27 protein-coding genes are annotated in these 25451 nt (G+C 62.9%); 16 read left to right on the forward strand and 11 right to left on the reverse strand.

Translation table 11 applies throughout. From position 1 onward, the window contains the following. Nucleotides 1-3: 3 nt before the first annotated feature. Both NKH91_RS15130 and NKH91_RS15135 read right to left on the reverse strand, forming a co-directional pair. Nucleotides 4-1026, reverse strand: a complete 1023-nt coding sequence (locus NKH91_RS15130; RefSeq protein ID WP_352481425.1) for an FAD binding domain-containing protein — start codon at nucleotides 1024-1026, stop codon at nucleotides 4-6. A gap of 1 nt (nucleotide 1027) precedes the next feature. Beyond that, nucleotides 1028-1642, reverse strand: a complete 615-nt coding sequence (locus tag NKH91_RS15135) for a (2Fe-2S)-binding protein (RefSeq protein WP_352495098.1) — start codon at nucleotides 1640-1642, stop codon at nucleotides 1028-1030. 176 nt (nucleotides 1643-1818) lie between these two features. Between NKH91_RS15135 and NKH91_RS15140 the strand changes: the two genes are divergently transcribed. Continuing rightward, the gene (locus tag NKH91_RS15140) at nucleotides 1819-2262 is read left to right on the forward strand and encodes a PPC domain-containing DNA-binding protein (protein WP_352495099.1); all 444 of its coding nucleotides are present in this window, start codon (nucleotides 1819-1821) and stop codon (nucleotides 2260-2262) included. 10 nt (nucleotides 2263-2272) lie between these two features. On the opposite strand, the gene NKH91_RS15145 is transcribed toward NKH91_RS15140, so the two are convergent. Together NKH91_RS15145 and NKH91_RS15150 are read right to left on the reverse strand one after the other, a co-directional pair. Continuing rightward, nucleotides 2273-3535 carry a DUF763 domain-containing protein gene (locus NKH91_RS15145; RefSeq protein WP_352495100.1) on the reverse strand — a complete coding sequence of 421 codons (1263 nt, stop codon included), beginning with the start codon at nucleotides 3533-3535 and terminating at the stop codon, nucleotides 2273-2275. A 201-nt stretch (nucleotides 3536-3736) separates the two neighbouring features. Beyond that, the gene (locus NKH91_RS15150) at nucleotides 3737-4441 is read right to left on the reverse strand and encodes an MgtC/SapB family protein (RefSeq protein ID WP_031194456.1); all 705 of its coding nucleotides are present in this window, start codon (nucleotides 4439-4441) and stop codon (nucleotides 3737-3739) included. 225 nt (nucleotides 4442-4666) lie between these two features. On the opposite strand from NKH91_RS15150, the gene NKH91_RS15155 reads away from it, so the two are divergent. Together NKH91_RS15155 and NKH91_RS15160 are read left to right on the forward strand one after the other, a co-directional pair. After that, on the forward strand, nucleotides 4667-4834 hold the full coding sequence (locus NKH91_RS15155) for a hypothetical protein (RefSeq protein ID WP_023720543.1): 168 nt from the start codon (nucleotides 4667-4669) through the stop codon (nucleotides 4832-4834). Between the two features lie 30 nt (nucleotides 4835-4864). Then, nucleotides 4865-5863: an ATP-dependent DNA ligase gene (locus NKH91_RS15160; protein WP_352495101.1), complete on the forward strand. Its 999-nt coding sequence runs from the start codon at nucleotides 4865-4867 to the stop codon at nucleotides 5861-5863. Nucleotides 5864-6001: 138 nt separating this feature from the next. On the opposite strand, the gene NKH91_RS15165 is transcribed toward NKH91_RS15160, so the two are convergent. Further along, on the reverse strand, nucleotides 6002-6529 hold the full coding sequence (locus NKH91_RS15165; protein ID WP_352495102.1) for a YciE/YciF ferroxidase family protein: 528 nt from the start codon (nucleotides 6527-6529) through the stop codon (nucleotides 6002-6004). 169 nt (nucleotides 6530-6698) lie between these two features. Next, nucleotides 6699-7430 carry a Crp/Fnr family transcriptional regulator gene (locus NKH91_RS15170; protein ID WP_023720546.1) on the reverse strand — a complete coding sequence of 244 codons (732 nt, stop codon included), beginning with the start codon at nucleotides 7428-7430 and terminating at the stop codon, nucleotides 6699-6701. A 495-nt stretch (nucleotides 7431-7925) separates the two neighbouring features. Here NKH91_RS15170 and NKH91_RS15175 point away from each other — a divergent pair, with 495 nt between their 5' ends. Then, a complete protein-coding gene (locus tag NKH91_RS15175; protein ID WP_023720547.1) occupies nucleotides 7926-8123 on the forward strand; it encodes a hypothetical protein in 198 nt (65 codons plus the stop codon). Nucleotides 8124-8271: 148 nt separating this feature from the next. Here the strand turns inward: NKH91_RS15175 and NKH91_RS15180 are convergent, their stop codons facing one another. Further along, the gene (locus tag NKH91_RS15180; protein ID WP_023720548.1) at nucleotides 8272-8436 is read right to left on the reverse strand and encodes a DUF3309 family protein; all 165 of its coding nucleotides are present in this window, start codon (nucleotides 8434-8436) and stop codon (nucleotides 8272-8274) included. 275 nt (nucleotides 8437-8711) lie between these two features. On the opposite strand from NKH91_RS15180, the gene NKH91_RS15185 reads away from it, so the two are divergent. Next, a complete protein-coding gene (locus NKH91_RS15185; protein WP_352884811.1) occupies nucleotides 8712-9023 on the forward strand; it encodes a hypothetical protein in 312 nt (103 codons plus the stop codon). Nucleotides 9024-9100: 77 nt separating this feature from the next. Here the strand turns inward: NKH91_RS15185 and NKH91_RS15190 are convergent, their stop codons facing one another. Next, nucleotides 9101-9331, reverse strand: a complete 231-nt coding sequence (locus NKH91_RS15190) for a hypothetical protein (protein WP_156948137.1) — start codon at nucleotides 9329-9331, stop codon at nucleotides 9101-9103. Nucleotides 9332-9602: 271 nt separating this feature from the next. Between NKH91_RS15190 and NKH91_RS15195 the strand changes: the two genes are divergently transcribed. Both NKH91_RS15195 and NKH91_RS15200 read left to right on the forward strand, forming a co-directional pair. Then, nucleotides 9603-10121: a DUF4142 domain-containing protein gene (locus NKH91_RS15195; protein ID WP_245278645.1), complete on the forward strand. Its 519-nt coding sequence runs from the start codon at nucleotides 9603-9605 to the stop codon at nucleotides 10119-10121. A gap of 237 nt (nucleotides 10122-10358) precedes the next feature. After that, nucleotides 10359-10601, forward strand: coding sequence for a hypothetical protein (locus NKH91_RS15200; RefSeq protein WP_023720552.1), 243 nt, complete (start codon nucleotides 10359-10361; stop codon nucleotides 10599-10601). 100 nt (nucleotides 10602-10701) lie between these two features. Here the strand turns inward: NKH91_RS15200 and NKH91_RS15205 are convergent, their stop codons facing one another. Continuing rightward, a complete protein-coding gene (locus NKH91_RS15205; protein ID WP_502896335.1) occupies nucleotides 10702-11526 on the reverse strand; it encodes a DUF1236 domain-containing protein in 825 nt (274 codons plus the stop codon). Between the two features lie 96 nt (nucleotides 11527-11622). Between NKH91_RS15205 and NKH91_RS15210 the strand changes: the two genes are divergently transcribed. From NKH91_RS15210 to NKH91_RS15225, 4 genes are all read left to right on the forward strand, one after another. Continuing rightward, complete coding sequence (locus NKH91_RS15210; protein ID WP_352846789.1) at nucleotides 11623-11922, forward strand: DUF1236 domain-containing protein; 300 nt, start codon at nucleotides 11623-11625, stop codon at nucleotides 11920-11922. A gap of 313 nt (nucleotides 11923-12235) precedes the next feature. Continuing rightward, nucleotides 12236-13084 (forward strand): MetQ/NlpA family lipoprotein, encoded by an 849-nt coding sequence (locus NKH91_RS15215; RefSeq protein WP_352481419.1) that lies wholly within the window; start codon nucleotides 12236-12238, stop codon nucleotides 13082-13084. Nucleotides 13085-13218: 134 nt separating this feature from the next. Beyond that, nucleotides 13219-14283, forward strand: coding sequence for a methionine ABC transporter ATP-binding protein (locus NKH91_RS15220; protein ID WP_352495115.1), 1065 nt, complete (start codon nucleotides 13219-13221; stop codon nucleotides 14281-14283). After that, entirely contained in the window at nucleotides 14264-14920 is a 657-nt protein-coding gene (locus NKH91_RS15225) for a methionine ABC transporter permease (RefSeq protein WP_352495104.1), read from the forward strand. Before NKH91_RS15220 ends, NKH91_RS15225 begins: the two co-directional genes overlap by 20 nt. 32 nt (nucleotides 14921-14952) lie before the next feature. Here the strand turns inward: NKH91_RS15225 and NKH91_RS15230 are convergent, their stop codons facing one another. Continuing rightward, nucleotides 14953-16695, reverse strand: coding sequence for a hydantoinase B/oxoprolinase family protein (locus tag NKH91_RS15230; RefSeq protein ID WP_352846786.1), 1743 nt, complete (start codon nucleotides 16693-16695; stop codon nucleotides 14953-14955). A gap of 1 nt (nucleotide 16696) precedes the next feature. Then, nucleotides 16697-18781, reverse strand: a complete 2085-nt coding sequence (locus tag NKH91_RS15235; RefSeq protein ID WP_352846784.1) for a hydantoinase/oxoprolinase family protein — start codon at nucleotides 18779-18781, stop codon at nucleotides 16697-16699. Between the two features lie 216 nt (nucleotides 18782-18997). Here NKH91_RS15235 and NKH91_RS15240 point away from each other — a divergent pair, with 216 nt between their 5' ends. The 5 genes from NKH91_RS15240 to NKH91_RS15260 all read left to right on the forward strand — a co-directional run bounded on the left by NKH91_RS15240 (nucleotide 18998) and on the right by NKH91_RS15260 (nucleotide 25342). Next, nucleotides 18998-19825, forward strand: a complete 828-nt coding sequence (locus NKH91_RS15240; protein WP_352846782.1) for a ferredoxin--NADP reductase — start codon at nucleotides 18998-19000, stop codon at nucleotides 19823-19825. Nucleotides 19826-19988: 163 nt separating this feature from the next. Beyond that, nucleotides 19989-21038, forward strand: coding sequence for a deoxyribose-phosphate aldolase (gene deoC, locus NKH91_RS15245; protein ID WP_352846780.1), 1050 nt, complete (start codon nucleotides 19989-19991; stop codon nucleotides 21036-21038). 13 nt (nucleotides 21039-21051) lie between these two features. Next, the gene (locus NKH91_RS15250; RefSeq protein ID WP_352495107.1) at nucleotides 21052-23424 is read left to right on the forward strand and encodes an aldehyde dehydrogenase family protein; all 2373 of its coding nucleotides are present in this window, start codon (nucleotides 21052-21054) and stop codon (nucleotides 23422-23424) included. Between the two features lie 178 nt (nucleotides 23425-23602). Next, the gene (locus tag NKH91_RS15255; RefSeq protein WP_352495108.1) at nucleotides 23603-24334 is read left to right on the forward strand and encodes an SDR family oxidoreductase; all 732 of its coding nucleotides are present in this window, start codon (nucleotides 23603-23605) and stop codon (nucleotides 24332-24334) included. Between the two features lie 162 nt (nucleotides 24335-24496). Then, a complete protein-coding gene (locus NKH91_RS15260; RefSeq protein ID WP_023720565.1) occupies nucleotides 24497-25342 on the forward strand; it encodes a fumarylacetoacetate hydrolase family protein in 846 nt (281 codons plus the stop codon). The last annotated feature ends 109 nt before the right edge of the window (nucleotides 25343-25451 follow it).

The raw sequence follows: 25451 nt of genomic DNA on the forward strand, positions 1-25451 counted from the left end.
GGGTCAGACCTTCATGTCGCGCGTTTCGAGCAGTGCCCGCACAAGCGTGCGCTTGCCGAGCGGTATCTTGAACGCATTGTGTTCGCGCGGTTTCGCCTCGGCGAACGCGGCTTCGGCGGCAGCTTCGGCCGCCTCATCGTCGAGTGCCTTGCCGCTCAGTGCTTCCTCGGCCGCCTTGGCCCGCCATGGCACGGTTGCCACGCCGCCGAGCGCAATGCGCGCCTGGCTGACGGTGTCGCCGTCCATATCCAGAGCCACGGCCGCCGAGGCCAGCGCGAACGCATAGGACTCGCGGTCGCGGATCTTCAGGTAGCGTGAGCGGCGGCTCCAGGCGCCAAGCGGCACCTCGATGGCCGTGATCACCTCGTCGGAGGCCAGTTCGGTCTCAACGTTGGGCGTATCTCCCGGCAGGCGATGTAGCCTCGAAAACGCTATCTTGCGCATACCGCGCCTTGCCTCCACCTCGACCGTCGCGCCGAGCGCGATCAGCGCTTGGGCGAAATCGCCGTGGTAGGTGGCGATGCAGGCGTTGCTGGTGCCAAGGACCGCATGTTGCCGGTTGAAGCCTTCCATGGCCGCGCAGCCGGAGCCCGGCTCGCGCTTGTTGCATGGCCAGGAGGTCTCGCGAAAATACTCGCACCGCGTCCGCTGCAACACATTGCCGGCCAGGCTCGCCATGTTGCGGATCTGGCCGCTGGCGGCGAACTTCAGGCTTTCGGCAAGCATCGGGCAAAGGCGCTTGATCTCGCCTGTGTCAGCAGCCTCGCCCATGCGGACCAGCGCGCCGAAGCGGATGCTGTCGTCGCCGACCTCGATCTGCCGCAGGGCCCTGTCACCGAGACCATTGAGATCGACCAGCCGTTCCGGCCGGGCCACGCCAAGCTTCATGTAGTCGGCCAGATTGGTGCCGCCGGCGATGAATTGCGCGGCGGCCTCGGTCGGCGGAACACCCTCTGCGGCAAAACGGGAAGCAATGGCGGCCGCCGCGGACACGCTGGCCGGTCTCTCGTAAACGAAGGGGCGCATCTCAGGCTTTCCTTGTTTCGTCCCGGGCCTGCACGATGGCCGCGACTATGTTGGGGTAGGCAGCGCAGCGGCAGAGATTACCGCTCATATACTCGCGGATATCGTCCTCGGAGCCGGCATGGCCTTCGTTGATGCAACCGATGGCGGACATGATCTGGCCGGGCGTGCAGTACCCGCATTGGAAGGCGTCATTGTCGATGAAGGCCTGCTGCATCGGATGCAGATTGCCGTCGGCGGAAGCGAGCCCTTCCACCGTGGTGATCTCATGGCCCTTGTTCATCACGGCGAAGCTCAGGCACGACAGCACCCGCTTGCCGTCGACAAGAACGGTGCAGGCCCCGCACTGGCCGTGATCGCAGCCTTTCTTCGTGCCCGTCAGGCCGACATGGTCGCGCAGCGCGTCGAGCAGGCTGGTGCGATTGTCGAGGGCGAGATTGTAGGGCTGCTTGTTGATGCGCAGTGAAATCGCCGACAGATCGCGCGGCTCGGCCGAAGCGGCAGGTTGCGGGGCGGCGGCTTTTGCCGACGTGGCCATGAGCGGCCCTGCCGCAGCCGCCGAAACGGATCCGGTCATGAAACTGCGTCGGCTCAGGCTGGCAACGGGGGGTTCGGACATGGCTGGCTCCCGGCTGGCTGGGTCTCAAGCCGGCCGAACCAGTCACGCAAGGCAAGGTTCCTCCGCCTCACGTGGCTGTGATCCTATGTTCATCCGAACCGTGCCGGGGAACTCTCGAGCCGGCTTGCCGTTCAACCCCGATCGGACAGAACCGAAATGGCGTCTGGAGCGAGATCATGAAGTCACAGATTGTTGCCGAAAGCGCCGGCCAAAGAACATTCGTCGTTGTGCTTGATCCCGGCGAAGAGGCGTTTGCGCAGCTGGCCTCGTTTGCGGCCGACCACGGCGTTGGCAGCGCGTCGCTGACCGCGCTCGGCGCTTTCGAAAGGGCAACTGTCGGCTGGTTCGACCCTAGGGAAAGGACCTACCGGAAAATTCCCATCCGGGAACAGTGCGAGGTGCTGAGCGCGATTGGCGATGTTGCCATCGGCGACGACGGCAAGCCCAGCCTGCACGTCCATGCCGTGCTCGGATTGAGCGACGGCAGCACAAGGGGCGGCCATCTACTCGACGGTATCGTGCGGCCGACGCTCGAGGTCACGTTGGTAGAGACGCCTGGACATCTGCGCCGCAGGCACCGTCCCGAACTCGGTGTCGCGTTGATCGACCTGGAGGCTTGATCCGAGCCGATCACTTCGTTGATTTAACTGCGGTCGTTTCGGGGGCGACTTCCCAACCGAAGACGCTGCGGCCGCCGAGCAGATGCGATTGGTCGAACTCCCCGGCGACGATTTCCTTCAGGCTTGGTCCGGTGACATAGCGCTCGACCTGCCGCGACTGGTCGTCCAGCCGCCGCAATGCGCCGATCTCTTCGTCACGGCCGAGCCTGGCCTTCTGGACGGCCGACTTCAGCACGCCTATCGTCTCGTCATAGACCTTCAGCGGCACAGGGAACGGATGCCTGTCCTTGCCGCCATGCGCCAGCGAGAAACGCCCTGGATCGGAAAAACGGCACGGCGCGCCATGCACGACTTCGGCGACCAGCGCCAGCGCCCGCACCGTGCGCGCGCCGACATTGGGCACCAGGAGAAGCCCGGCGAAATCTGTTGGGCCGCGCTCGGCCGCCGCCGCGATGTTGCCGTGCAGGCGGCGCATGACGACATCGCTTTCGCGTACATCGTGGTGCGCCGGCATCACCAGATGCGGCAGCAGCTTTTGTGCCGGCTCCGGCGCTGGCGCCGAACCCCGCTCCAAAGCGGCAAGCTCCCTCACGATGCGATCCGGTCCAAGATCGTGCAGAAGGTCCAGTTGTCCCTGGCGCGACGCTTCGGCGCGGCGGTCTGTCAGGTTGACGATCTCGCCCTGGTTGGCGCCTTCGATGGCGGCATGCGGCTGGTCGACAAAGCTCTTCAGGCCCTCCGACAGCCAGTGATAGCGGCGCGCCACCTTGCTGTCGCCGTTCATGCCTTGCTGCACCACCACCCACTTGCCGTCATCGGTGACGATGAAGCCGTGCAGATAGAGATCGAAACCGTCCTGGACCGCGGCGCTGTCCACCTTGGCGACAAGCCGGCTGGCAGTCGCCAGGCCCTGCCCGTCGAGGCCGACACGCTCGCCGATCAGGGCAAGCTCGTGCGGGGTCTTGCGCGAATGCGCGCCGCGGCCGCCGCAAACGTGAATGCCGAGCTCGCTGGAAAGCGGCGACAGGCCGCGCTTCAAGGCACCGACGACGCTGGTGGTGATGCCGGAGGAGTGCCAGTCCATCCCCATCACGGCGCCAAAAGACTGGAACCAGAACGGATGCGCCAGCCGGCGCAGCAATTCATCGCGGCCGTAATGGTGGATGATCGCCTCGCACATGACCGCGCCAAGCCGCGTCATGCGGTCGCCGAGCCATTTCGGCACGCGCCCGCCGTGAAGTGGAAGGTCAGCACTTCCCGATCGCTGTGCCACGCTCTTTTGCTTGCTCCTTGAGTCCTGCCTCGACAGATAGGTATCGAAAGTGCCGCGAAGAAGCGATGGCCTGATTCAGGCCGCGATCGTTGCGAGCCGCTAGAGCTGTTCCAGGAAAAGTGTGAAACGGTTTTCCGTCCGGAATTGCGCAGAAACAAAGCGATAGAGCGGTTCGGCGTTTCCGTGAAACGATGAACCGCTCTACCGGGCAGGCTCGCTGAGGAGATCAAACTTCTGGATCTCGCAATGCTCGCCCACCGATGCCAGCAGGTCCATTGGCGGTGCGCCAGTGTCGGGCCGCCTCCAACTGATCTCGAACGAGAACACAGGGTCCTTGAGATCTGGGCGCCTCTCTATTGCGACGAGGCGTGCCTGGTAGCCAAGCGGCCCGATGAGCGCATCGAGCTCCTGTCGAGCCGCGGCCTTCCACGTCAGTGCCAACTGGGCATGGTGTTCGCGCGACATTCGAAGGTCCACCCATTTCAGGACCAGCAAAGTGGCCAGCGTCAGCGCCGTGCCGGCCGCGCCCAAGCCGTATTGGCCACCACCGAAAGCCAATCCGATCGCCGTCATCACCCACAACGTGGCCGCTGTGGTGACCCCGCTGACAAGATTGCCGCGGCGAAGAATGGCGCCACCGCCGATAAAGCCGACGCCGGTCAACACGCCCAGCGGAAAGCGCAGGACGTCCATCGATGCAAACGAATCCGGGTGCTTGCCAACGGTCTCCAGCAGAATACTGGCCTGGATCATTGTGATGGCGGCGGCCAATCCCACCAGCACGGTGGTGCGTAGCCCCGCCGCGTGCCCGCGCGCCTCCCTGTTGAGGCCTATCAAAAGGCCTGCGAGCGCGGTCAGAAGCAGCCGTGCCGCGATGTCTTGCCAAACCGGAACAACGAGGAGCATCGCGGTCACCCGTCAGGCCAAGCGCTGCTGGCCTGGATTGGCGCCAGGGTCAAAGCGAACAAGGGTAACAGCGTCTTCATCGCAAATTCTTTTCGTCGATAAGCAACAAACGATGCGCTTAGGTTTTGGTTGCGCAGCCGACGATTCACCTCGGCTATGGGCAGCGACGGAACAAAACCTTCGGCCCGGGGTTGGTGGGTTCACGCCAACGAAGGATTTTCAAACATGGTCCGCTTGCTGGTTGCCGGAGCCGTCGCTTATCTGGCCTATCGCATTACCAAGGAGATCGGCGGGTCCGACGAAGTCGATCCGCTGTCGCCTGCGCCCGACCAGACCGGCCGCAAGGTGGCGAGGCGGCAAAGCAGGGCCCAGGGGAATGGCCGACGGCGGTAGCGAATGCCTCAGCGGCGGCGCGGACCAGCCATGACCGCATTTCCGTTGCCGCTCGACCTTCGTCCGATGGAAGCCAAAGCCGCCGACGCAATTCCTGGCGGCGACGGGCTTTGGCAGTACGAACCGAAATGGGACGGGTTTCGGTGCCTCGTGTTCAAGGGTGACGATGCCGTCGATCTGCGTGCAAAATCGGGCAAGCCGCTTGGCCGCTATTTTCCCGAACTGATCGCGGTGCTGCGCGATGTGAGGTCGCGACGGTTTGTTGCCGACGGCGAGATCGTCATCGAGGTCGACGGATCGTCCTCGTTCGAGGCCCTGCAAATGCGCCTTCATCCAGCCGAAAGCAGGATCCGCAAGTTGAGCCTGGAGACGCCTGCCATGCTGGTCCTGTTCGATATGCTGGCCGAACCCGGCGGCAAGGTCATCATCGAACAACCCCTCACCAACAGGAGACGGGTGATCGAGGCCTTTGTCGCGTCGGCGGGACGGCGCGAACTGCGCCTGTCCAAATGCACGCACGATGCCGCTGCCGCCGAGCGCTGGCTGCAAGGCGCCGGCCATGGCTCGACCGACGGTGTTGTTGCAAAACTGATCGCCGAGCCATACCAGCCCGGCGAGCGCGCCATGGTCAAGGTCAAGCGGCTGCGCACTGCGGATTGCGTGGTCGGCGGCTTTCGCTATCTCGCCGGCAGCAACGAAGTCGGATCCCTGCTGCTTGGCCTCTACAATAACGAAGGCAGGTTGGACCATGTCGGATTCACCTCGACCATCGGCAAGGACGATAGGGCGGCGCTGACCAGACGGCTGGAAAAACTGCGGGCCAAACCGGGTTTCACCGGCAAGGCGCCGGGCGGACCAAGCCGCTGGAGCACGGAGCGCAGCGGACAATGGGAACCGATAAAGCCTGAACTGGTGGTCGAGGTTCGTTTCGACCATGTGACAGGCGACCGGTTCCGGCACGGAACCAAGCTGTTGCGCTGGCGGCCGGACAAGGAGCCCCGGCAATGTACGTTCGAGCAGATCGAGTAAGTCCGTCCCGAGGCACCGCTTCAAAGTTCTTGCTGCCCCGTCCTGCCGATGACGACGGAACCAATGCAGAATTCGCTGGTTCGCTGTGCTAGCCGAGCCTCGGCAATCCATTGCCGAGGCTCGGAAGCGGTCTGAAGGTCAAGCGGCTTCTTGCATTGCGCGTTCGTTGACACCGCTTTCGCCGAGCTTGGAAAGCGCTTCGTCGGTCGCGACCTCTTCCTTGAGAGTTGCCCTGAGCAGTTCGACAACGTCGCTCTTGCCGAGTTCTTCGGCCCACGCGATCAAAGTGCCGTAACGAGCGATCTCGTAATGCTCGACGGCCTGCGCCGCGCCGACAAGCCCGGCGTCGAGTGCGGGAGCACCGTTATACTCCTCGAGCACTTCCGAGCCCTCTTCGATGATGCCGTCAATCGCCGGACAGGTCTTGCCACGGGCCGGCTTGCCGAATTTCTCGAACACCTCCTCCAGGCGGTCGACATGTCCTTCGGTTTCCATGCGGTGCTTCTCGAAGGCGGCGGTCACTTCTTCCGACTCCGCGCCCTTGGCCATTTTGGGCAACGCTTTCAGTATCTTCTTCTCGGCGTAGTAGAGGTCTTTGAGCCCGTCGAGGAACAGGTCCTCGAGGCCCTTGCTTGCCGCCTTCGCGGCCTTTTTCGTAGTCGGCATGGTCGTCTCCCGGGAGTTGGTGGCAGCCTCGCAAAGTAGAGGCGTCCGATAACCCTCCGATGGGAAACAAGTTCCCTGACGGTTCAGGAGCTTTGAAAATTTTTCCGACGGCACTTGTGTCGTATCGCAAGGGGCCTCGACCTGCGGTAGCAACAGGCGAGAAAAGCACTCAGCGCTCGCCGGTATGTCCGACCAGGCGGATATATTCGGCCTCGGCCAGGCCGTAGCCGCCATCCGCTAGCGAAACGAGACCATCGCGGTCGCGGATAATGATTTCGCCGCGGCGGGACCGGATGAGCCCTCGGCCCTCAAGCAGCTGGAGCGCGACCGTGACGCCCGGACGTCTTACGCCGAGCATGATCGACAGGAATTCGTGGGTGATCGTCAGCCGGTCGCCGGCCACCCGATCGTCACACATGAGCAGCCAGCGCGCCAGCCGGTCTTCAAGCTTCGATCGCGCGTTGACCAGCGCGGTGTAGCCGGTCTGGATATGCAGACACTGCACGTAGCGCAACAAAAACAGCCGCAATGTCGGGCTTTGCGTCAGCGCTGCCTTGAATGGCTCGGCATCTATCCTGGCGGCTTCTCCCGCCAGTTGCACATAGCAATCATGGACCATGCGGTCGTCGCCCATCACCAAGGCCGAGCCGGTCATACCTTCCAAGCCAATGAGGCCAACTTCCGCATCGCTGCCATTCGGCATTTTCGCAACCACTGAACCAATGCCGTCCTCGACGAAATAGATGGCCTCGATCGGTGATCCGGATACTTCGAGCGATTGCCGCAACTCCAGCGAACAGCGCTCGATGTGCGGCTCGAGAAATGCAAAATCGCCGGCGCTCATCCGGCGCAACAGCTTGTTTTTGAATAGATTTTGATTGGAAATAGCTGGATCAGACATAGCTGGGCCCAAAACAGGGCAAGAGCTTTTTGATCTCCCAGCCGTCCGCGCCCGGTATGACCTGCTGACGATACGGCTTATATAAGCGCTGAAAGGTATGGAGCCTACTAAATAAATGAATTCGATGCACGGCAGTTTCTCCTGCCGCTTGCCTACGAAAACATCTGACTGAAAGTTAGAGTTGAAAACGTACCAAAGGTGCTTGGTACGAAATCGATAAATCAAAAATGTCGGGCGCGAAAGAGCCCGTCGCGAGGGATGCAACGGGCTCCATTCGGGCGTCGTGGGCTACGCCCAGTGATCCAAATGAGGGTGGCTTGGATCACTACAATAATGCAGGTGAAAGGCAGTCGTTCCCGATCTGTCCGCTCGGTAATTTCCGTACATTGAGTTTGGAGGCAAGCGGCGCTAATTGAATTTGAGTCATCCACACAGGCATGGCGAGTGGATGCTTGAAAGACGCTTCGCGCTTTCGCCCTTTTCAGGGAGGATGGCATGTCGATGCATGGTGCAGCAACTCCAGCCGAACTGAGCGTGCTGAGAAAAGCGCTCGACGACTGCTGCCGCGAGTTGGGTGTTGCGGACGACAGTCCGGTCCGCGAGCGGTTGGCCGCCCGTATCATGTCGCTGTTCAACGAGGGCGTGCTAAGCGCCGATCTAAAGGAAGCACTGGCCGCCGATCGCCAACACTAAAGCTGCTGCTATGGCGGGGTCCTCGGTGTCGAAGGGTCCGACGCCAGGTCGGCCTTTTTAGCCAGAGTCCTAGAGACTTTTCGTCTATTCACGACAAAACGCCCGCCGCTTATTACCCGGCGGCAGGCGTTTTGTCGTGAGCGTGACGCTAAATGCGCCCAAGCACGACCAAGATGATGACGATGAGCAGCACCAGGCCGAGGCCACCGCCACCGTAATAGCCGGTGCCGTAGAACGGTCCGCCGCCCAAGCCGCTGAAGCCGCCAAGCAAGGCAAGGACCAAGATGATGATGAGAATGGTTCCAAGGCCCATGATGTCTGCTCTCCTTGTTTGCGCTGCCGCCATTCGCATCAGCGCGTTCGCATTGTACAAAGGTATGAACTCGCAAGGAGCATTCCTGTTCCGGCGGGACAGCAAGGCGCACGCTCATGCAGCGAGGAAAACGCCGGGCTGTGCAATGGCGCGCCGGCCACCTTGAACACCTGAGAACATGCTGAATTCATAGGAAATTTGTCGGAACCTTCGCCCGCCCGAACGGTTGTTTTCGTAGTCGCAACGCGACGACCCTCGTAAAAAGGAGAAGCATCATGCTCACGAAAATTCTCGCAGCTTCGGCGCTTACGATCGGTCTGGCCACGTCAGCGATGGCCCAGAACGTCGGCGACCCCTCCGGAGCCGCTGCCGACGGCAGCGGGCGGACGGTCGTAGTCCCGGATAATGGCGGCCCTGACACCGGCACGGATTCGACCATCACCAACAGCATTCGCGATTTCTTAACGACGAATTCGAATGCCGACCGGAATTGCCCGCCGGGCCCGCAGGGGGCTCTGCCCGATGCGACCGGCAAGGCTCCGGGAACGATGGCGCCGACGGTGAACGATAACCACTGCGGCAAGTAAACGCCCTGTGATCATAGCCTGACGAGGCAGGGGGGCGGGCGCGCCGCAGCCGCGGTAGGTTGGCAGGAATCAGCCGCCTAACGGCCGCGGTGGTCGAAGCTGACGGCGATCTCCCGACCGTCCAGCGCCCGAACGATGAAGCCAACCAGCTCCTCGTCGGTTTGCCGGCACCAAGGAAAGCGTCTGCGCAAATCGGCTATGACGACGGTGGTCGAGAGAATGTCGCCGGAATGGTAGTCGGCCATGATGGTGTGAACGGCAGCGTCGGTATCAATACCGATTCCTAGCGGCGACCTGATCTGCCCCACGGAAGCCTCCACCCATCTCTCCCAGCCAACGATAGCAAGACTGCGGCAAAGCGAAAGAGCTTGTACGATCTCGCGGCTTGCGTTGCACTTTGCGCGACGCGGCCGGCGTCCTTTGTTTTGCCTTTCCAAACCATTGTTTGGCGTCGCAGCGGCTCTGGCCGCGGCGACCAGGCAACCTCGCCGCAGCTTCCGCGTTGAGCCATCGGAGGGATGACATCAGCCTCGGAGAACTTCCATGAAAACACTTCTATCCATCACTGCGGCAGCGCTGATGGCCGGCGCGCCTTTGGCTGCTTTTGCCCAATCGGCGACGCTGACACCTCTGACGACCGACACCATGAGCAAGGTTGACACGGCGACGTTCGTGAAGACGGTGCCCATCGCCAATACATTTGAAATCGAGTCGAGCCGACTTGCACAGAAGCAGGCGACGGCCGACGATGTGAAGGCCTTCGCGGCGCAAATGGTCACGGACCACACCAAGGCCGGCGAGGACTTCAAGGCGGCGCTCAGCAAAGGTCAGACAACTTCGGCCACCACGCCGGCCGGCCCGCCGCTGGACACCAAGCACCAGGCGTTGCTCGACCAACTCAAGGAGGCCAGCGGGGACAGCTTCCAATCGAAATATATCGACATGCAGACCCAGGCGCATAAGGAAGCGGTGGCGCTGTTTTCCGCTTACTCAAATTCCGGCGACGATCCGGCGATGAAGGAGTTTGCCAAGAAGACGCTGCCGGTGCTGCAAATGCACGAACGTCACGTGAAGGATCTCGCTGCTGCGCATCAATGAGGGCGAAGACCGCCTGCGGTCTTGCCAACGGAAACGCCCCGGCATGAATGAAGCGGCTGTCGTCCGGCCCGGAACAAAGCACCGAGAGTGCCGTTATTCACCTGGCTTATTCCGGGGAGTATCCAATGGAAGGCGGCATTCGCGAGGCGCCAAGGGCATTAGCGCTGGGTTTCGGCGCCATCCTGGTCGCCGCTGTCACAGGCTGAAATCGCTTTCCGAACGGGACAGGCTGCCTTCATGCGCTACGGCGAGATATTTGCAAATGTTACGGCACTCATGTTGCTGGCCTTGATGATTGGCGGCGTCTTCGTCCTGTTTGGAGAGCCGCTGTGGCCGCGGCACTACGCGAGAATGGTGCTAGTTACGGATATCGAGGGCATGACCACCGCGTCAGTCCGAACAAGCTGCGTGCCCAGTCCATGCCTGCCCGACACCATCGATCACACCGTGCTCACTCCTCGCCCCGAGGACGGACCGTGATCTGCGATTTGCAGCAGACGCGGAGCGAGGAGATGCGGAAAGGGCCGCCACGCGACCTGCGCGACGGACCCTTTGGTTCAATCAAACCGTCTGGCCGCGACTAGGTCAGGATAATCACGATCTTGTAGGTATTCGGGTCGACGATGACGATCCGACCATCGGCGAGCACGAAATACTCATAGCCTTCGTAAGCCGGAACGATCTTGACGATGCGCGCCGGCAGACGATGCAGCCGGACCTTCTTCCGCGGAACCTCGATGCCGACAGAGATGTCGAAATCGACGCTGGAAACGGGTTGGACGTTGGTCTCCTTGATGACCTGAGTGATCTGGGTTTTCTGTTCAACGGTCACATTGCTGATGGAAGCGGTCGAACTCTGGTCCTGCGTCTGCGTAGAAGCATTGCCCTGAGTCTGCTCGGTGGTCGTGGTCCCAGTCTTGCCCTGAGCCTGCTCCTCGGTCTTCATTTTCGTGTTGCCTTGGGCCTGCTCGGTAGTGGTGGTTCCGGTTTTGCCTTGGGCCTGTTCCTCGGTCTTCATCTTGGTGTTGCCCGTGGCCTGCTGGTCGGTCGTGGCGCCGGCCTTGCCTTGGGCTTGCTCGTCGGTCTTCAGCTTCGGTTTGCCCTGCGCCTGTTGATCAGTCGCAGCGCCGGCCTTGCCCTGAGCCTGCTCGTCCATCTTGGCGCCATTCTGGCAATTGGCAGCGCCGGCTGCGCAATTGGCGCCGGACTGGTCGTCGGTCGACTGCTGCGTCTGGGCAAGTGCAGCTCCGCAGCTGACGCTGATTGCTAGCAAGCTGGTGATCAGAACGCCTTTCATGAGAGATCTCCTTGGAAAATGCGTCCCTTCACCGCGTAAAACTGCGGCTAAAAAATTTTGTTCCAAACCAATGGAGCGAAACGGCAAGCGATCCGAGCGGCGGAACAAGCTCCACCTGATGACGTTACCCGCCTATAGCGACCCCGCTGCGAACAGCATGACGCGGCGCAGCGCAGAGGTGGCCCACCACGAAAGGAGACAATCATGAGCATGCATCTTTCGGCAGCCGCGGCTGGGTTCTTGCTGCTTGCGGGTATTGGCGCCGCTGCCGCTCAGGACGTGGTCATCGAACCGCAGCAGGAGACGATCGTACGCGAGTATGTGAAAAAGCAGCCTCTGGCGTCCGTCCAGCTTCCCGGCGTGGAGCTCAATGTCGGCTCGACCCTGCCCGATACCGTCGAGCTTCATGAGGTTCCCGACGTCAAATACCGCTATGTCGTCGTCGACAATCGGACCGTCCTGGTCGATCCTGGCACGCGCAGGATCGTGAAGGTCATCCAGTGAGCAATGCGCGTCGTTTTTTGAAGGGACATGCGGCGCGTCCTGCATTGTCGACATCCCAAACTGCTGCCCGTGCCTGGGCATTCGGACGCAGAAAGGCCCGCCGTTCCGACGCACGGCGGGCCTCATAGCGGTGTCAGCGCGCTAGGCGGCAGCGTCCTGTGCTCGCCAGGCCAGAAATTTTGAGAGAATATTCCAGGCTCCTCATTTGGCGGGAAATACCGTTCTTTGATCTGGCGATCAGCATTTCCGATGATGCCCGCAAGGCTTCGCATTCCGCCTGGCCGCAATGATTTCAAAACCGATGGGATTGACCATGCCTGGGACTATCAACACTTTGCTTCCATTCTTCTCAGCAACTATAAACCGGCGCGCCGGTCTGGCTGTACTTTTCGCGTCGGCGGTTGCGATTGTCGGCCTTGCTGCGCCGTCGTTCGCCGAAGACAAGACGGCGGTCAAGGTCGGCATCATGAGCGGCGAGGACGAGGATGTGTGGCGGGTCGTGACCGCCCAGGCGGCGGAGAGGGGGCTGACGATCGAGACCGTGGTGTTCAACGACTACACCCAGCCGAATGAAGCACTCGAGCGTGGCGAAATCGACGCCAACGCCTTCCAGCACAAGCCCTATCTCGACAACCAGATCAAGACGCAGGGCTATCACATCGTCCCGGTCGGCTATACCGGGGTCTGGCCGATCGGCCTCTATTCCAAGAAGTACGCGAAGATTGGCGACTTGCCCGAAGGCGCCGTCGTCGGCGTGCCGAACGATCCGTCCAATGAAGGGCGCGCGCTGCGTGTCCTGCAGAGCGAAGGTCTGATCAAGCTCAGGGAAGGAACCGGCATTCTGGCTACGACGACCGACATTGCCGAAAACCCGAAGAAATTGGTCGTCAAGGAGCTCGACGCTGGCATTGTCGGGCGCTCGGTGGAAGATCTCGACGGGGCCGTGGTCAACACGGATTGGGCGCTTAAAAGCGGCCTCACACCGGAGAACCGCATCGCCCAGGAGGCGGTGGCCGACAATCCCTACCGCAACTTCATCGCGGTCAAGGCCGGCAATGAAAACCAGCCCTGGGTAAAGACATTGGTCGCCTCCTACCAGAACGAAAAGGTGAAGGCCGAATTCGACCGGGTCTACAAGGGAACCGGCATCAGCGCCTATTGATACCGAGCTCGACTTGGCGCTGAAGCCCGGCATGATAAAGCGGTCCGCGCTCCAACGCGGACCGCGATCGCGTTTTGCGGGACACCAATACAGGAACTTTCATGAACCAGCATTTCGCCCCGGTCACCGAAGTCATGCATCCCGTCGGCAGCCGTTCCGCGGGACCGCACGATGTCGTACGCCTCATCGAGCTGAAGCGCCGCTTCGGCGCAACAGCGGCGCTGGACGGCGTATCGCTCAGCGTGCGCCAGGGCGAGATCCTCGGCATCATCGGCCGGAGCGGCGCCGGCAAGTCGACGCTGATACGCTGCCTAAACGGCCTGGAGCGGCCGGATACAGGACAGGTCTTCATCGAAGGCCGCGACATCAGCCGGCTCGGCGAGCGCGAATTGCAGCCGCTGCGCCGGCGTATCGGCATGATTTTCCAGCATTTCAACCTGCTGTCCGCCAAGACGGTCGAAGACAATGTAGCGCTGCCGCTCAAGATCGAAGGCCGGCCCAGGGCCGAACGCCTGGCGCGCGCTGCCGAGCTGCTCGAGCTCGTCGGCCTGTCGGAGAAGGCGAAAGCCTATCCGGCGTCGCTGTCGGGCGGACAGAAACAGCGCGTCGGCATTGCCCGGGCGCTTGCGGCGCGCCCAGCGCTGCTGCTGTCGGACGAAGCGACCTCGGCGTTGGACCCGGAGACGACGCGCTCCATCCTTGCCTTGCTCAGAGACATCAACCGGCAGCTCGGCCTGACCATCCTGCTCATCACCCATGAGATGGAGGTGATCCGTTCGATCGCCGACCGGGTCGCGGTGATCGACGCCGGACGAATCGTCGAGCAAGGGCCGGTGTGGTCGGTGTTTGCCGATCCGAAGTCGGCGATCACACAAAGCCTGCTCGGCGGCATCAGGCCGCAATTGCCGGCGGAGATCGCAAGCCGGCTAACGCAGAACGCCGGCGTGGAGGCGATCCTCAGGATCGACGTGGCGGGTGAGGCCGCGCGAAGCCCGCTGTTGTCCGATCTTGCCTCGGCAGTTCCCGGCTCGTTCCGCCTCGTGCATGGCGGCATCGATCACGTCCAGCAGCAGCCTGTCGGGACATTGTTCGTGGCGGTCGCGGGCAGCAATCAAGACCACCTGGCACAGGTGATCGCGTTCTTGAAAGCCCGCAATGCGCGGGTGGAGGTGCTTGGCCATGTCGCCAATTCTGTTTGAACTCCTGCTTCGATCCATCTGGGAAACGATCCTGATGACGGCCGCCTCCGGCCTCATCTCGCTGATTTTCGGGCTGCCGCTCGGCCTGGCCCTGGTCGCCACCGACCGCGGCGGCATCGCCGAAAACCTGTGGGTGAACCGCGCGCTCGGCGCGGTCATCAACGGTTTCCGCTCGGTGCCTTTCATCATCCTGCTGGTTGCGCTGATCCCGGTGACGCGGCTGATCGTCGGCACCTCGATCGGCACATGGGCCGCCATCGTGCCGCTGTCGATCGCGGCCACGCCCTACTATGCCCGGATCGCCGAAGTGTCGCTGCGCGAGGTCGACCACGGGCTGATCGAAGCGGCGCGCGCCATGGGCGGCAACCGCTGGACGATCATCCGCGAGGTGCTGGTGCCGGAAGCGCTGCCCGGCATCGTCGCCGGCTTCACGGTGACGCTGGTGACGCTTATCGGCGCCTCGGCCATGGCCGGCGCCATCGGCGCCGGCGGGCTGGGCGACCTCGCCATCCGATACGGTTACCAGCGCTTCGAAACGTCAGTCATGATCGCCGTGGTCATCGTCCTGATCGTCCTGGTCTGCGGCATCCAGTGGGCCGGCGACCGGCTGGTCGCGAGGCTGGATCATCGGAACTGAGCGTGGCACAGCGGAGATGCTGGCCAGCATCGTCAGCCGGCGCGCTTCTTTTCGGTCGCTGCCCGGTCAATCGCCAACCCGTTCGCCGACAGCGCGACGCCGAACTTTTCGCCGGCTTCTGCGGGTGTGTAATAGCCTAGGGCGATATCCCAAGCGACCAATTCCGGATCACGCTGCCAGGGATTGCCGTAGCCGCCGCCGCCCGGCGTGCCAACGCGCACGCGGTCGCCGGCCCTCAGCGTGATGTCCTGTTCCTTGGAGAGGTGCGGCGGCACATGCGCCTCACCGTCGCGGAACACGGTCACCGTGTTGACCGCGCCGTCCTTGCCGCCGAGCGCGCCTTGCGGGCCGAAACGGCCATGGTCCATGACGAAGGAGGCGCGGGCGTCGCCACGCAGGATCTCGACCTCATAAGCGAGGCCAAAACCGCCGCGATGCTTGCCGGCGCCGCCCGAGCCTTCGCGCAACGCATAGTGGCGATAGAGCACAGGGAAAGCCTGTTCCATGATCTCGACCGGCGGCGATTTGGAAATGCCGATGGTCGAGCAGCCATTGGTCAGGCCATCATGATCGGCATTGCCGCCATAGCCGCCGCCGGATATCTGGTACATGACGTAGTCGCGGCCACGGAGCGGATCGTTGCCGCCGAGCGCGAAATTGCCGCTGGAGCCGGCGGGAGCCGCAGTCACCCTGTCCGGCAGCGCCTGCACCATGGCCGCGAACACCGCCTCGGCGATGCGCTGCGAAACCTCGGCCGCGCAGCCCGATACCGGCCGCGGATATTTGGCATCGAGGAAGGTGCCTTCTGGCCGCTTGACGATGAGCGGCTCGAAGGCGCCGGCGCTGATCGGCACGTCGGGGAAAATGTGGCGCATGGCGAGGTAGACCGAGGACAAGGTCGTCGCCAGCACGCTGTTCATCGGCCCGGCGCAGGGTTTTGACGAGCCTGAGAAGTCGAAGCGGAGCGTGTCGCCTTTTTTCTCGACGGCAAGCGCAATGGTCAGCGGCTCGTTCACCACCCCATCGGAATCGACGAAGGCCTGCGACCGGTAGATGCCATCGGGAATTGCCGCGATGTTGGCACGCATCTGTTCAGCGGCCCGGCGGCGCAATTCGGCGATTGCTTCGACGGCCGTTTCGTCTCCGTAACGATCCAAAATGCCGTTGAGCCGGTCCTGGCCGATCAGCAGTGCTGCCGCTTGCGCGCGGATGTCGCCGATGCGCTGGTCGGCAACCCTGATGTTCGAGCAGATGATGGCGTAGATCTCAGGGTCGAGCACGCCCTTCTTGAACAATTTCACCGGCGGCAGCCGCAAGCCTTCCTGCTCCACCGCAGTCGCCGAGGCGGAGAAGCCGCCCGGCACCGAACCGCCAATGTCGGGCCAATGGCCGGTGTTCGACAGCCAGCAGAATATCTTGCCGTCGCGATAGACCGGCATGGCGAAGCGCACATCCATCAGATGGGTGCCGCCGAGATAGGGATCGTTGACGATGTAGATATCGCCCGGCTCGGGCGGCAGGCAGCGTCCGTCGGCGATCATCTCGATCACCGTTTTGGTCGAATACTGCATGACGCCGACGAACACCGGCAGGCCCTGGCTGCCTTGCGCGATCAGCGAACCATCGACTGCCGAATAGATGCCGTCGGAGCGGTCATTGGCCTCGGCGATGACGGGCGAGAAAGCGGCGCGCGAAAACGTCAGGTCCATCTCGTCACAGACCTGCTGCAGCGCCGCCTGGAGGACCGAAAGGGTGATGGCGTCGAGCTTTTGCATCTCAGGCCTCACCAATGTCGATGATGATGTTGCCGTCGGCATCCGAGCGCGCCCGGTCGCCGGGCTCGAGCACGGTTGTGGCATCCATCTGTTCGAGGATCGCCGGGCCTTCGATGATGGCGTCGAGCGGCAACTTTTCCCTACTGTAGACCGGCGTGTCGTACCAGCGCCCGCCATACCAGACCGGCCGGATCTCGCGCCGCGCCTCTTCGAGCGTTTTGGCGCGGCCAGCCGGATCGATCAGCCGCGACAGATCGATCGCCGGCCGCACGCCGGTCACCGAGGTGTTGAGATTGACCAGATTGGCGCGGATTTCCGGCAGCTCGACCTTGAAGCGGGCGAAATAGGCCTTCTCGAACAGTTGCTGCAGGACCTCGCGCGTCACCGCAGACGACGGCAGCGGCACGTTAATAATATGCGTCTGGCCGACGAACTGCATGTCGGCGGAATGCGTGACGCGGATCGTCTCCGGCTTCACCGCTTCCTTGCCGATCAACTCTTCGCCTTCGTTTCGGTGCCGTTCCAATATAGCTGGGAGCTGGGCTTCATCGAGCCCCGCCACCGGCTGGTTGACCGTGTTGACGAAGTCATGGCGCAGATCGGCGACGACGCAGCCGAGCGCATTGGTAATGCCCGGCCGCGCCGGCACCAGCACCCGCGGCAGGCCGAGCTCGCGCGCCAGGGCGGTCGCATGCAGCGGCCCGGCGCCGCCGAAGGCGAACAGCGCGAAATCGCGCGGGTCGTGACCGCGCGACACCGAGACCATGCGGATGGCGCCCGCCATCTTCATGTTGCCCAGCCGCAGCACCGCACCCGCCGCCTCGACGCCGGACAGGCCGGTAGGTCGCCCGATCCTGTCCTCGAATATGCCCGTGACATGTTCGACGGTGACCGGGTTTTCCACCGCCAGCAGCTTTTTCGGCGCCAGCCGGCCGAGCACCAGATTGGCGTCGGTGATGGTCGGCTCGACGCCGCCGCGTCCATAGCAGATCGGGCCGGGATTAGCACCGGCGCTTTCGGGGCCGATCTGGATCAGGCCGGCCGCGTCGACGCGGGCGATCGAGCCGCCGCCGGCGCCGACCGTGTGCACCGCCACCATCGGCACGTGGATCGGCATCGCATATTCGATCTCGATCTCGTTCGACACCGCCGGTTCGGCCTTGCGGATCAGCGCCACGTCGGTCGAGGTGCCGCCCATGTCGTAGGTGACCAGGTTTTCGAAGCCGGCGCGCTTGCCGGTATAGGCCGCGGCAATGACGCCGGAGGCGGGGCCGGACATAACGGTCTTGGCCGATTCACGTGTGACAAAGCGGGCCGATATCATGCCGCCATTGCCGTTCATGATCAGGAAGTCGCGGGCGTAGCCTTTTGACGCCAGCTCCTTGCGCAGCCGTTCGACGTAGCGTTCGAGGATCGGTTGCACCGAGGCGTTGACCGAAGCGGTAACGCCGCGCTCGAATTCGCGCGCTTCCGAAAGCAGCGCATGGCCTGTCGTGATGTAGCCGTTCGGCCAAAGCTCGGCGCCGATCTCGGCCGCGCGCCGCTCATGCGCCGGGTTGGCGTAGGAATGCAGGAAATGGATGACGAGCGATTCGCAGCCGGCTTCGATCAGTTGTGAAATCGCTGCCCGCATCTCGGCCTCGTCGAGCGGTATGCGCACCGCGCCCGAGGCCTCGACCCGCTCCGACACTTCGAGCCGCAGATTGCGCGGAATGATCGGCACAAAGGTGCCTGTCATGCCATAGGCTTGCGGCCGTGTCCGCCGGCCAAGCTCGATGACGTCACGAAAGCCGCGCGTGGTGATCATGCCGGTTTTGGCCAGCCGGCGCTCCAGCACCGCGTTGGTTGTGGTCGTCGTGCCGTGCACGATGAGGTCGATGCCGTCCACGCGAAAGCCGGTGGCACCAAGAGCTGCAACGACGCCGAAAGCCTGGTTGTCGACCGTGGTCGGGGTCTTGGCGATATGCACCCGGCCACCATCACGGCCGTCGATCAGAAGCAGATCGGTAAAGGTGCCACCGACATCGATACCGGCGACGACGCTGCCCCTCGAATCCAGAGCTTGCGCCGAAAAATTCTGTTCCATTGTCGAAACCCGAAATGCCCGAACTGCTTACATGCCTCAGTTTGGAAAGCTGTTTTACGGCGACGTCTTGACGCAAATATCGTTTGTATACTAATAAATTCCGGACACAAGAGCTTACCGCTTCGGAGTGTGCAAGGGCACGCAGGAACCTGACCGGTTCGGGCGCGCAGGTGATAATTTGGCCCGGCGCTGAGCTGGCCCAGAAGGTTAGGTTTGATGAACACCACATCCGCGTTCAACACCGTCGGCGCTCGGCCGTTGCAGTTCCCGATACCGGCCAATGTCTATGCCGAAACCGTGGTCTCGGTGAAGCACTATACCGACCGGCTGTTTTCGTTCCGCATCACCCGGCCGCGGTCGCTGCGCTTCCGCTCCGGCGAGTTCGTCATGATCGGCCTGCCCAATGCCGAGAAGCCGGTGTTCCGCGCCTATTCGATCGCCAGCCCGTCCTGGGACGACGAGCTGGAATTCTTCTCGATCAAGGTGCCGGACGGCCCGCTTACCTCGGAGCTGCAGAAGATCCAGATCGGCGATACCGTCATCATGCGGCAGAAGTCGACCGGCACGCTGGTGGTCGACGCGCTGACGCCGGCCAAGCGCCTGTTCATGATCTCGACCGGCACCGGCATTGCGCCCTTCGCCAGCCTGCTGCGCGATCCCGACACCTATGAGAAGTTCGGTGAAGTCGTGCTGACCCACACCTGCCGCGACAATGCCGAGCTCATCTACGGCCAGGAGCTGGTGGCCGCGCTGGAGAACGACCCGCTGATCGGCGAACTGACCGGCGGCCGCGTCACGCTCTATAATTCGACGACGCGTGAGACGTCCGAACGCATGGGCCGCATCACCGCGCTGATCGGCTCGGGCAAATTCTACACCGATCTCGGCATCGACAAGCTCAATCCCGAGACCGATCGCATCATGATCTGCGGCTCGATGCATATGCTGAAAGACGTGAAGGAACTGGCCGAAAGCCTCGACTTCCAGGAAGGCTCGCTGCATCATCCGGCAAGCTTCGTAGTCGAGCGCGCCTTCGTCGGCTGAGACGCGGCAGTTCAGCGTCCACTGCTTTGAGACCCTGATTTTGACCGGACGGTCAAAAATCGGCTGCCTTGACTGTCTTTTTCCGCTATGACCGCCTGAAGGACTCGTGAAGCGCTGCTTCACGGTCTATCTTCGGCATAAGTCGCTGAACAAGGGGCAGGAGATGAGCAGCACAATCCGCGAAACCGATCTCGGCACGTCCAAGATCACGCCGCTGCCGGCGCGCGCCGCCGCCAATGCGCCGATGCCGCAGGCCCATGCTATTGCTCGCAATCCCGGCATGAGGCTCGATCTTGGCTTCATGGAATCGATGCGCAGCGTCAACCGCTCGGCGCTGGAACGCCGCGTCGCCAGCCTGACCAAAAGACGCTCGATCAAGGCCGATAACCAGGCTGCCTGGCTGCTGCGTGCCGTCGCCTGCATGGACCTGACGACGCTGAACTCGAACGACACAGAAGAGCGCGTGCGCCGGCTCTGTGCCAAGGCGGTCAACCCATTCCGCCGCGACATTGCCGAGGGGCTCGGCATTACCGGCGAAAACATCCGCCCGGCGGCGGTCTGCGTCTATCATCCCTTCGTCGCCACTGCCGTCGAAGCACTGCGCGGCAGCGGCATCCGTGTCGCCGCCGTTTCCACGGCTTTCCCGCATGGCCTTGCCCCGCTTTCGACACGTCTGCAGGAGATCGAAGCATCGGTCCGCGACGGCGCCGACGAGATCGACGTCGTCATTCCGCGCGGTCTGGTATTCGGGGCGAAATGGCAGGAGCTCTATAACGAGATCGTCTCGATGCGGGCCGCCTGCGGTGAGGCGCATCTGAAGGTGATCCTCGGCACAGGCGACCTCGCCACGCTGCGCAATGTCATGCTCGCCTCGATGGTGGCGATGATGGCGGGTGCCGATTTCATCAAGACCTCGACCGGCAAGGAAAGCGTCAACGCCACGCTGCCGGTTGGCCTTGCAATGGTGCGCGCCATCCGCGCCTATTTCGAGGAAACCGGCTATCTCATCGGCTTCAAGCCGGCCGGTGGCATTTCCACGACAAAAGCCTCGCTCGATTGGCTGGTGCTGATGAAAGAAGAACTGGGCCGGCCCTGGTTGGAGCCGGAGCTGTTCCGCTTCGGAGCATCGAGCCTTTTGACCGACATCGAGCGCCAGCTCGAGCATCACCTGACCGGCCACTACTCGGCCAATCATCGCCACGCAATGGCGTGATTCGGAGCGCTTCATGAACATTCTCGAACGCTATCACGCCATGGATTACGGCCCGGCGCCGGAGGCCCGCAACGAGGCCGATGCCTGGCTGACGACCCGTGATTTCTCGAAAGCCCTGTTCATTGGCGGCGACTGGAAAGCAGCTGCAAATGGAAAGACCTTCGACACCAGCGATCCCGCCTCCGGCAAATTGCTGGCCAAGGTCTCGGATGCCGGTGCTGCCGATATCGATGCGGCGGTTTCGGCCGCCACAAAAGCGCTGCCGAAATGGAGCGCCAGCACCGGTTATCAACGCGCCAAAGTGCTCTATGCCATCGGCCGCGCCATGCAGCGCCACCAACGGCTGTTCGCGGTGCTGGAATCGATCGACAACGGCAAGCCGATCCGCGAAAGCCGCGACATCGACGTGCCGCTGGCGATCCGTCATTTCATCCATCATGCCGGCTGGGCGCAGGCGCTGGACAGGGACTTTCCAGCCCATAAGGGCGTCGGCGTCGTCGGCCAGATCATCCCGTGGAACTTCCCGCTTTTGATGCTGGCCTGGAAGATCGCGCCGGCGCTCGCTGCGGGCTGCACCGTGGTGCTGAAGCCCGCGGAATTCACGCCGCTCACCGCCATCCTGTTTGCCGAGATCTGTGAACGCGCCGGCGTGCCGAAGGGCGTCGTCAACATCGTCCAGGGCGGGCCGGAAGCGGGTGGGGCAATCGTCAATCATCCCGGCATCCAGAAGATCGCCTTCACCGGTTCGTCCGAGGTCGGCAAGATCATCCGCAAGGCCACCGCCGGTTCGGGCAAGAAACTTTCGCTGGAGCTTGGCGGCAAGTCGGCCTTCGTCGTTTTCGAGGATGCCGATCTCGACAGCGCCGTCGAGGGTCTGGTCGACGGCATCTGGTTCAACCAGGGCCAGGTCTGCTGTGCCGGCTCGCGCCTTCTGGTGCAGGAAGGCATCGCCGACGCCTTCATCGCCAAGGTCAAGACGCGGATGAGCCGGCTGCGCGTCGGCAGCCCGCTCGACAAGAACACCGATATCGGCCCGCTGGTCGATTTGACCCAACTCGACCGCGTCAAGGGCCTGATTGCCGAAGGCGCCAAGCAGGGCGCGATATGCTGGCAGCCGGACTCGGCACTGCCCGCCTCGGGCTATTACCATCTGCCAACGCTGGCGACAGGTGTTTCGCCGGCTAACATTCTGGCCCAGGAAGAGGTGTTCGGGCCGGTGCTGGCGACCATGACCTTCCGCAATACCGAGGAAGCGGTCGAGCTCGCCAACAACACACGCTATGGCCTGGCCGCCTCGGTGTGGAGCGAGAACATCAATCTTGCGCTGCACGTCGCGCCGCAATTGAAGGCCGGCGTCGTCTGGGTCAACGGCACCAACATGTTCGACGCCGCCTGCGGCTTCGGCGGCTATCGCGAGAGCGGCTTCGGCCGCGAAGGCGGGCGCGAGGGCATGTTCGAGTACCTCTCGGCAAAACTGCCGCTCGGCCCGATCATCAAACCGGCTGTGGCCACTGCCCAGCCCATCGAGCGCCCGGAAGGCGATGCCATCGACCGCACGGCAAAGCTGTTCATCGGCGGTAAGCAGGTCCGGCCGGACGGCAATTATTCCCTTGCCGTCGCCAGCGCCAAGGGCAAGCTCGCCGGCGAGGTCGGTCTCGGCAACCGCAAGGATATCCGCGACGCCGTCGCGGCCGCGCGCGCCTGCAAGGCCTGGCCGGAAGCGACCGCCTACAATCGCAGCCAGGTGCTTTACTATCTGGCCGAAAACCTGTCCGGCCGCGCCGACGAGTTTGCCGCCCGTCTGACCCAGCTCACCGGCGCGACGGCCAAGGCGGCGAGTGAAGAGGTCGAGCTATCGATCGAGCGGCTGTTCCTCTATGCCGGGCTTGCGGACAAGTTCGAGGGCCGCGTCCACCAGCCGCCGGCCCGTGCCGTCACATTGGCGCTGCACGAACCGGTCGGCGTCGTCGGCATCGTCGCGTCGGACAACGCACCTTTGCTCGGCCTGATCTCGCTGGTTGCGCCGGCGCTCGCCATGGGCAACACCGTGGTCGCCGTGCCGTCCGAACGATATCCACTGCTTGCCACCGACCTTTACCAGGTCATCGAATATTCCGACGTTCCGGCGGGCGCCATCAATATCGTTACGGGCCGTAGCGCCGAGCTGGCCGGCGTGCTGGCCAAGCACGACGATGTCGACGGGCTCTGGATGTTCGCCGATGCCGAGACCTGTGCCAAGGCGGAGGCCGAGTCCATCGGCAATCTCAAGCGTGTCTGGACCGGCAACGGCCACAGCCTTGACTGGACATCGGGCGAAGCAGCCGGCGATGCCTTGCTGCGCCGTGCGATCGAGGTCAAGAACGTCTGGGTGCCCTACGGCGACTGAGTGTCCCGGAGGGACGTCCGGGCTTGACGGGCCAAAAGATGTTCTTTACCGAGAAAAAACATTTGGCCGGCAGGGCGAATATCGAAACAGGCGGGATGGTGGTGCCCGTCTGGCACATTGCGCCCCGGCCTTGTGCCGGTAAAAAGCCGAACGATCACAGACGGGCGAGGAGAAAAGCATGGCGGATCTGACAGGCAAGGTCGTTGTCGTCACGGCGGCGGCGCAAGGCATCGGCCGGGCAAGTGCGCTGGCTTTCGCCAAGGCCGGCGCCGTCGTCCATGCCACCGACATCAACGAAGTGGTGCTCGCCGACCTCGGCAAGACCCCCGGTATCAAGACCCGCAAGCTGGATGTCCTAAACGACGAGGCGGTGAACGTCGCTTTTGCCGAGATCGGCGCCGTCGACGTGCTGTTCAACTGCGCCGGCTTCGTCCATTCCGGCTCGATCCTCGAGATGAAGGACGGCGATCTCGACTTTGCCTATGATCTCAATGTCCGCTCGATGATCCGCACCATCCGCGCCGTGCTGCCCGGCATGCTTGAGCGCGGCGACGGCTCGATCATCAACATGGCGTCGCTGGCCAGCTCGACCAAGGGCGTGCCCAACCGTTTCGTCTATGGCCTGACCAAGGCGGCCGTTATCGGCCTGACCAAATCGGTTGCCGCCGACTATGTCGGCAAGGGCATACGCTGCAATGCGATCTGCCCGGGCACGGTCGAAAGCCCGTCGCTGCACGACCGCATGCACGCGCAGGGCGACTACGAAGCAGCCCGCGCCGCCTTCATCGCCCGTCAGCCGATGGGCCGGCTCGGCACGCCCGAGGAAATCGCCGACCTCGCCGTCTATCTCGCCGGTGCCACCTATACGTCGGGGCAGGCCTATAATATCGACGGTGGCTGGTCGATCTAGGAGTCTGAAAATCCAATTCTGCCGGGCGCCTGGCGCGGCGTCCGCGCTTGCCTAGGCTCACGTACTTTAAGTACGCTCCGCTCCGGTTCTCGAAACCCACGCCATTCGCCGCAGCGGAGCGAGTTTGCAAACGGCCTCTGGTCGCAACTGGGAGAAAACTGCATGAAACTGCTACGCTATGGCGAGGCGGGGAGCGAACGCCCTGGCCTCCTTGATGCGGATGGAACGATCCGCGACCTCTCCGCCCATGTCACCGACATTGCCGGCAGGGCGATCGACCCGGCATCGCTCGAGTCATTGTCGAAGCTCGATCCGAAATCGCTGCCGGCAGTTTCCGGCAAACCGCGCATCGGCGCCTGCGTCGCCGGCACCGGCAAATTCATCTGCATAGGCCTCAACTATTCCGACCATGCCGCAGAAACCGGCGCAACCGTGCCGCCGGAGCCGATCATCTTCATGAAGGCAAGCTCGGCCATTGTCGGGCCGAACGACGACGTGCTGATCCCGCGCGGCTCGGTGAAGACCGATTGGGAAGTCGAGCTCGGCGTGGTCATCGGCAAGACCGCTAAATATGTCACCGAAGCCGAGGCGCTGGACTATGTCGCCGGCTACTGCGTCGCACATGACGTCTCTGAACGCGCCTTCCAGGCCGAGCGGCAGGGCCAGTGGACCAAGGGCAAGTCCTGCGACACATTCGGGCCGATCGGCCCGTGGCTGGTGACCAAGGACGAGGTCAAGGACCCGCAGAACATTCCGATGTGGCTGACGGTCAACGGCAAGACCATGCAGAACGGCTCGACCAAGACCATGGTGTTCGGCGTCGCTTATCTCGTGTCTTATCTCAGCCAGTTCATGTCGCTGCATCCAGGCGACATCATCTCGACCGGCACGCCGCCCGGCGTCGGCCTCGGCATGAAGCCGCCGGTGTTCCTGAAGCCCGGCGATGTGGTCGAGCTCGGTATCGAAGGGCTGGGTATCCAGAAGCAGACGTTCAGGGCGGATGCGTAGAAACCTTCCCTTCTCCCCTTGTGAGGCCTTTGCAGAGAAGGCGCATAGATATGCGATTTGAGGCATATATGCTTTTTTGAGCGTCGGAGAGCGCTGCTTGGCCGTTCAG

This window comes from Mesorhizobium sp. M0894 (genome assembly GCF_040319725.1).
Taxonomy (GTDB): domain Bacteria; phylum Pseudomonadota; class Alphaproteobacteria; order Rhizobiales; family Rhizobiaceae; genus Mesorhizobium.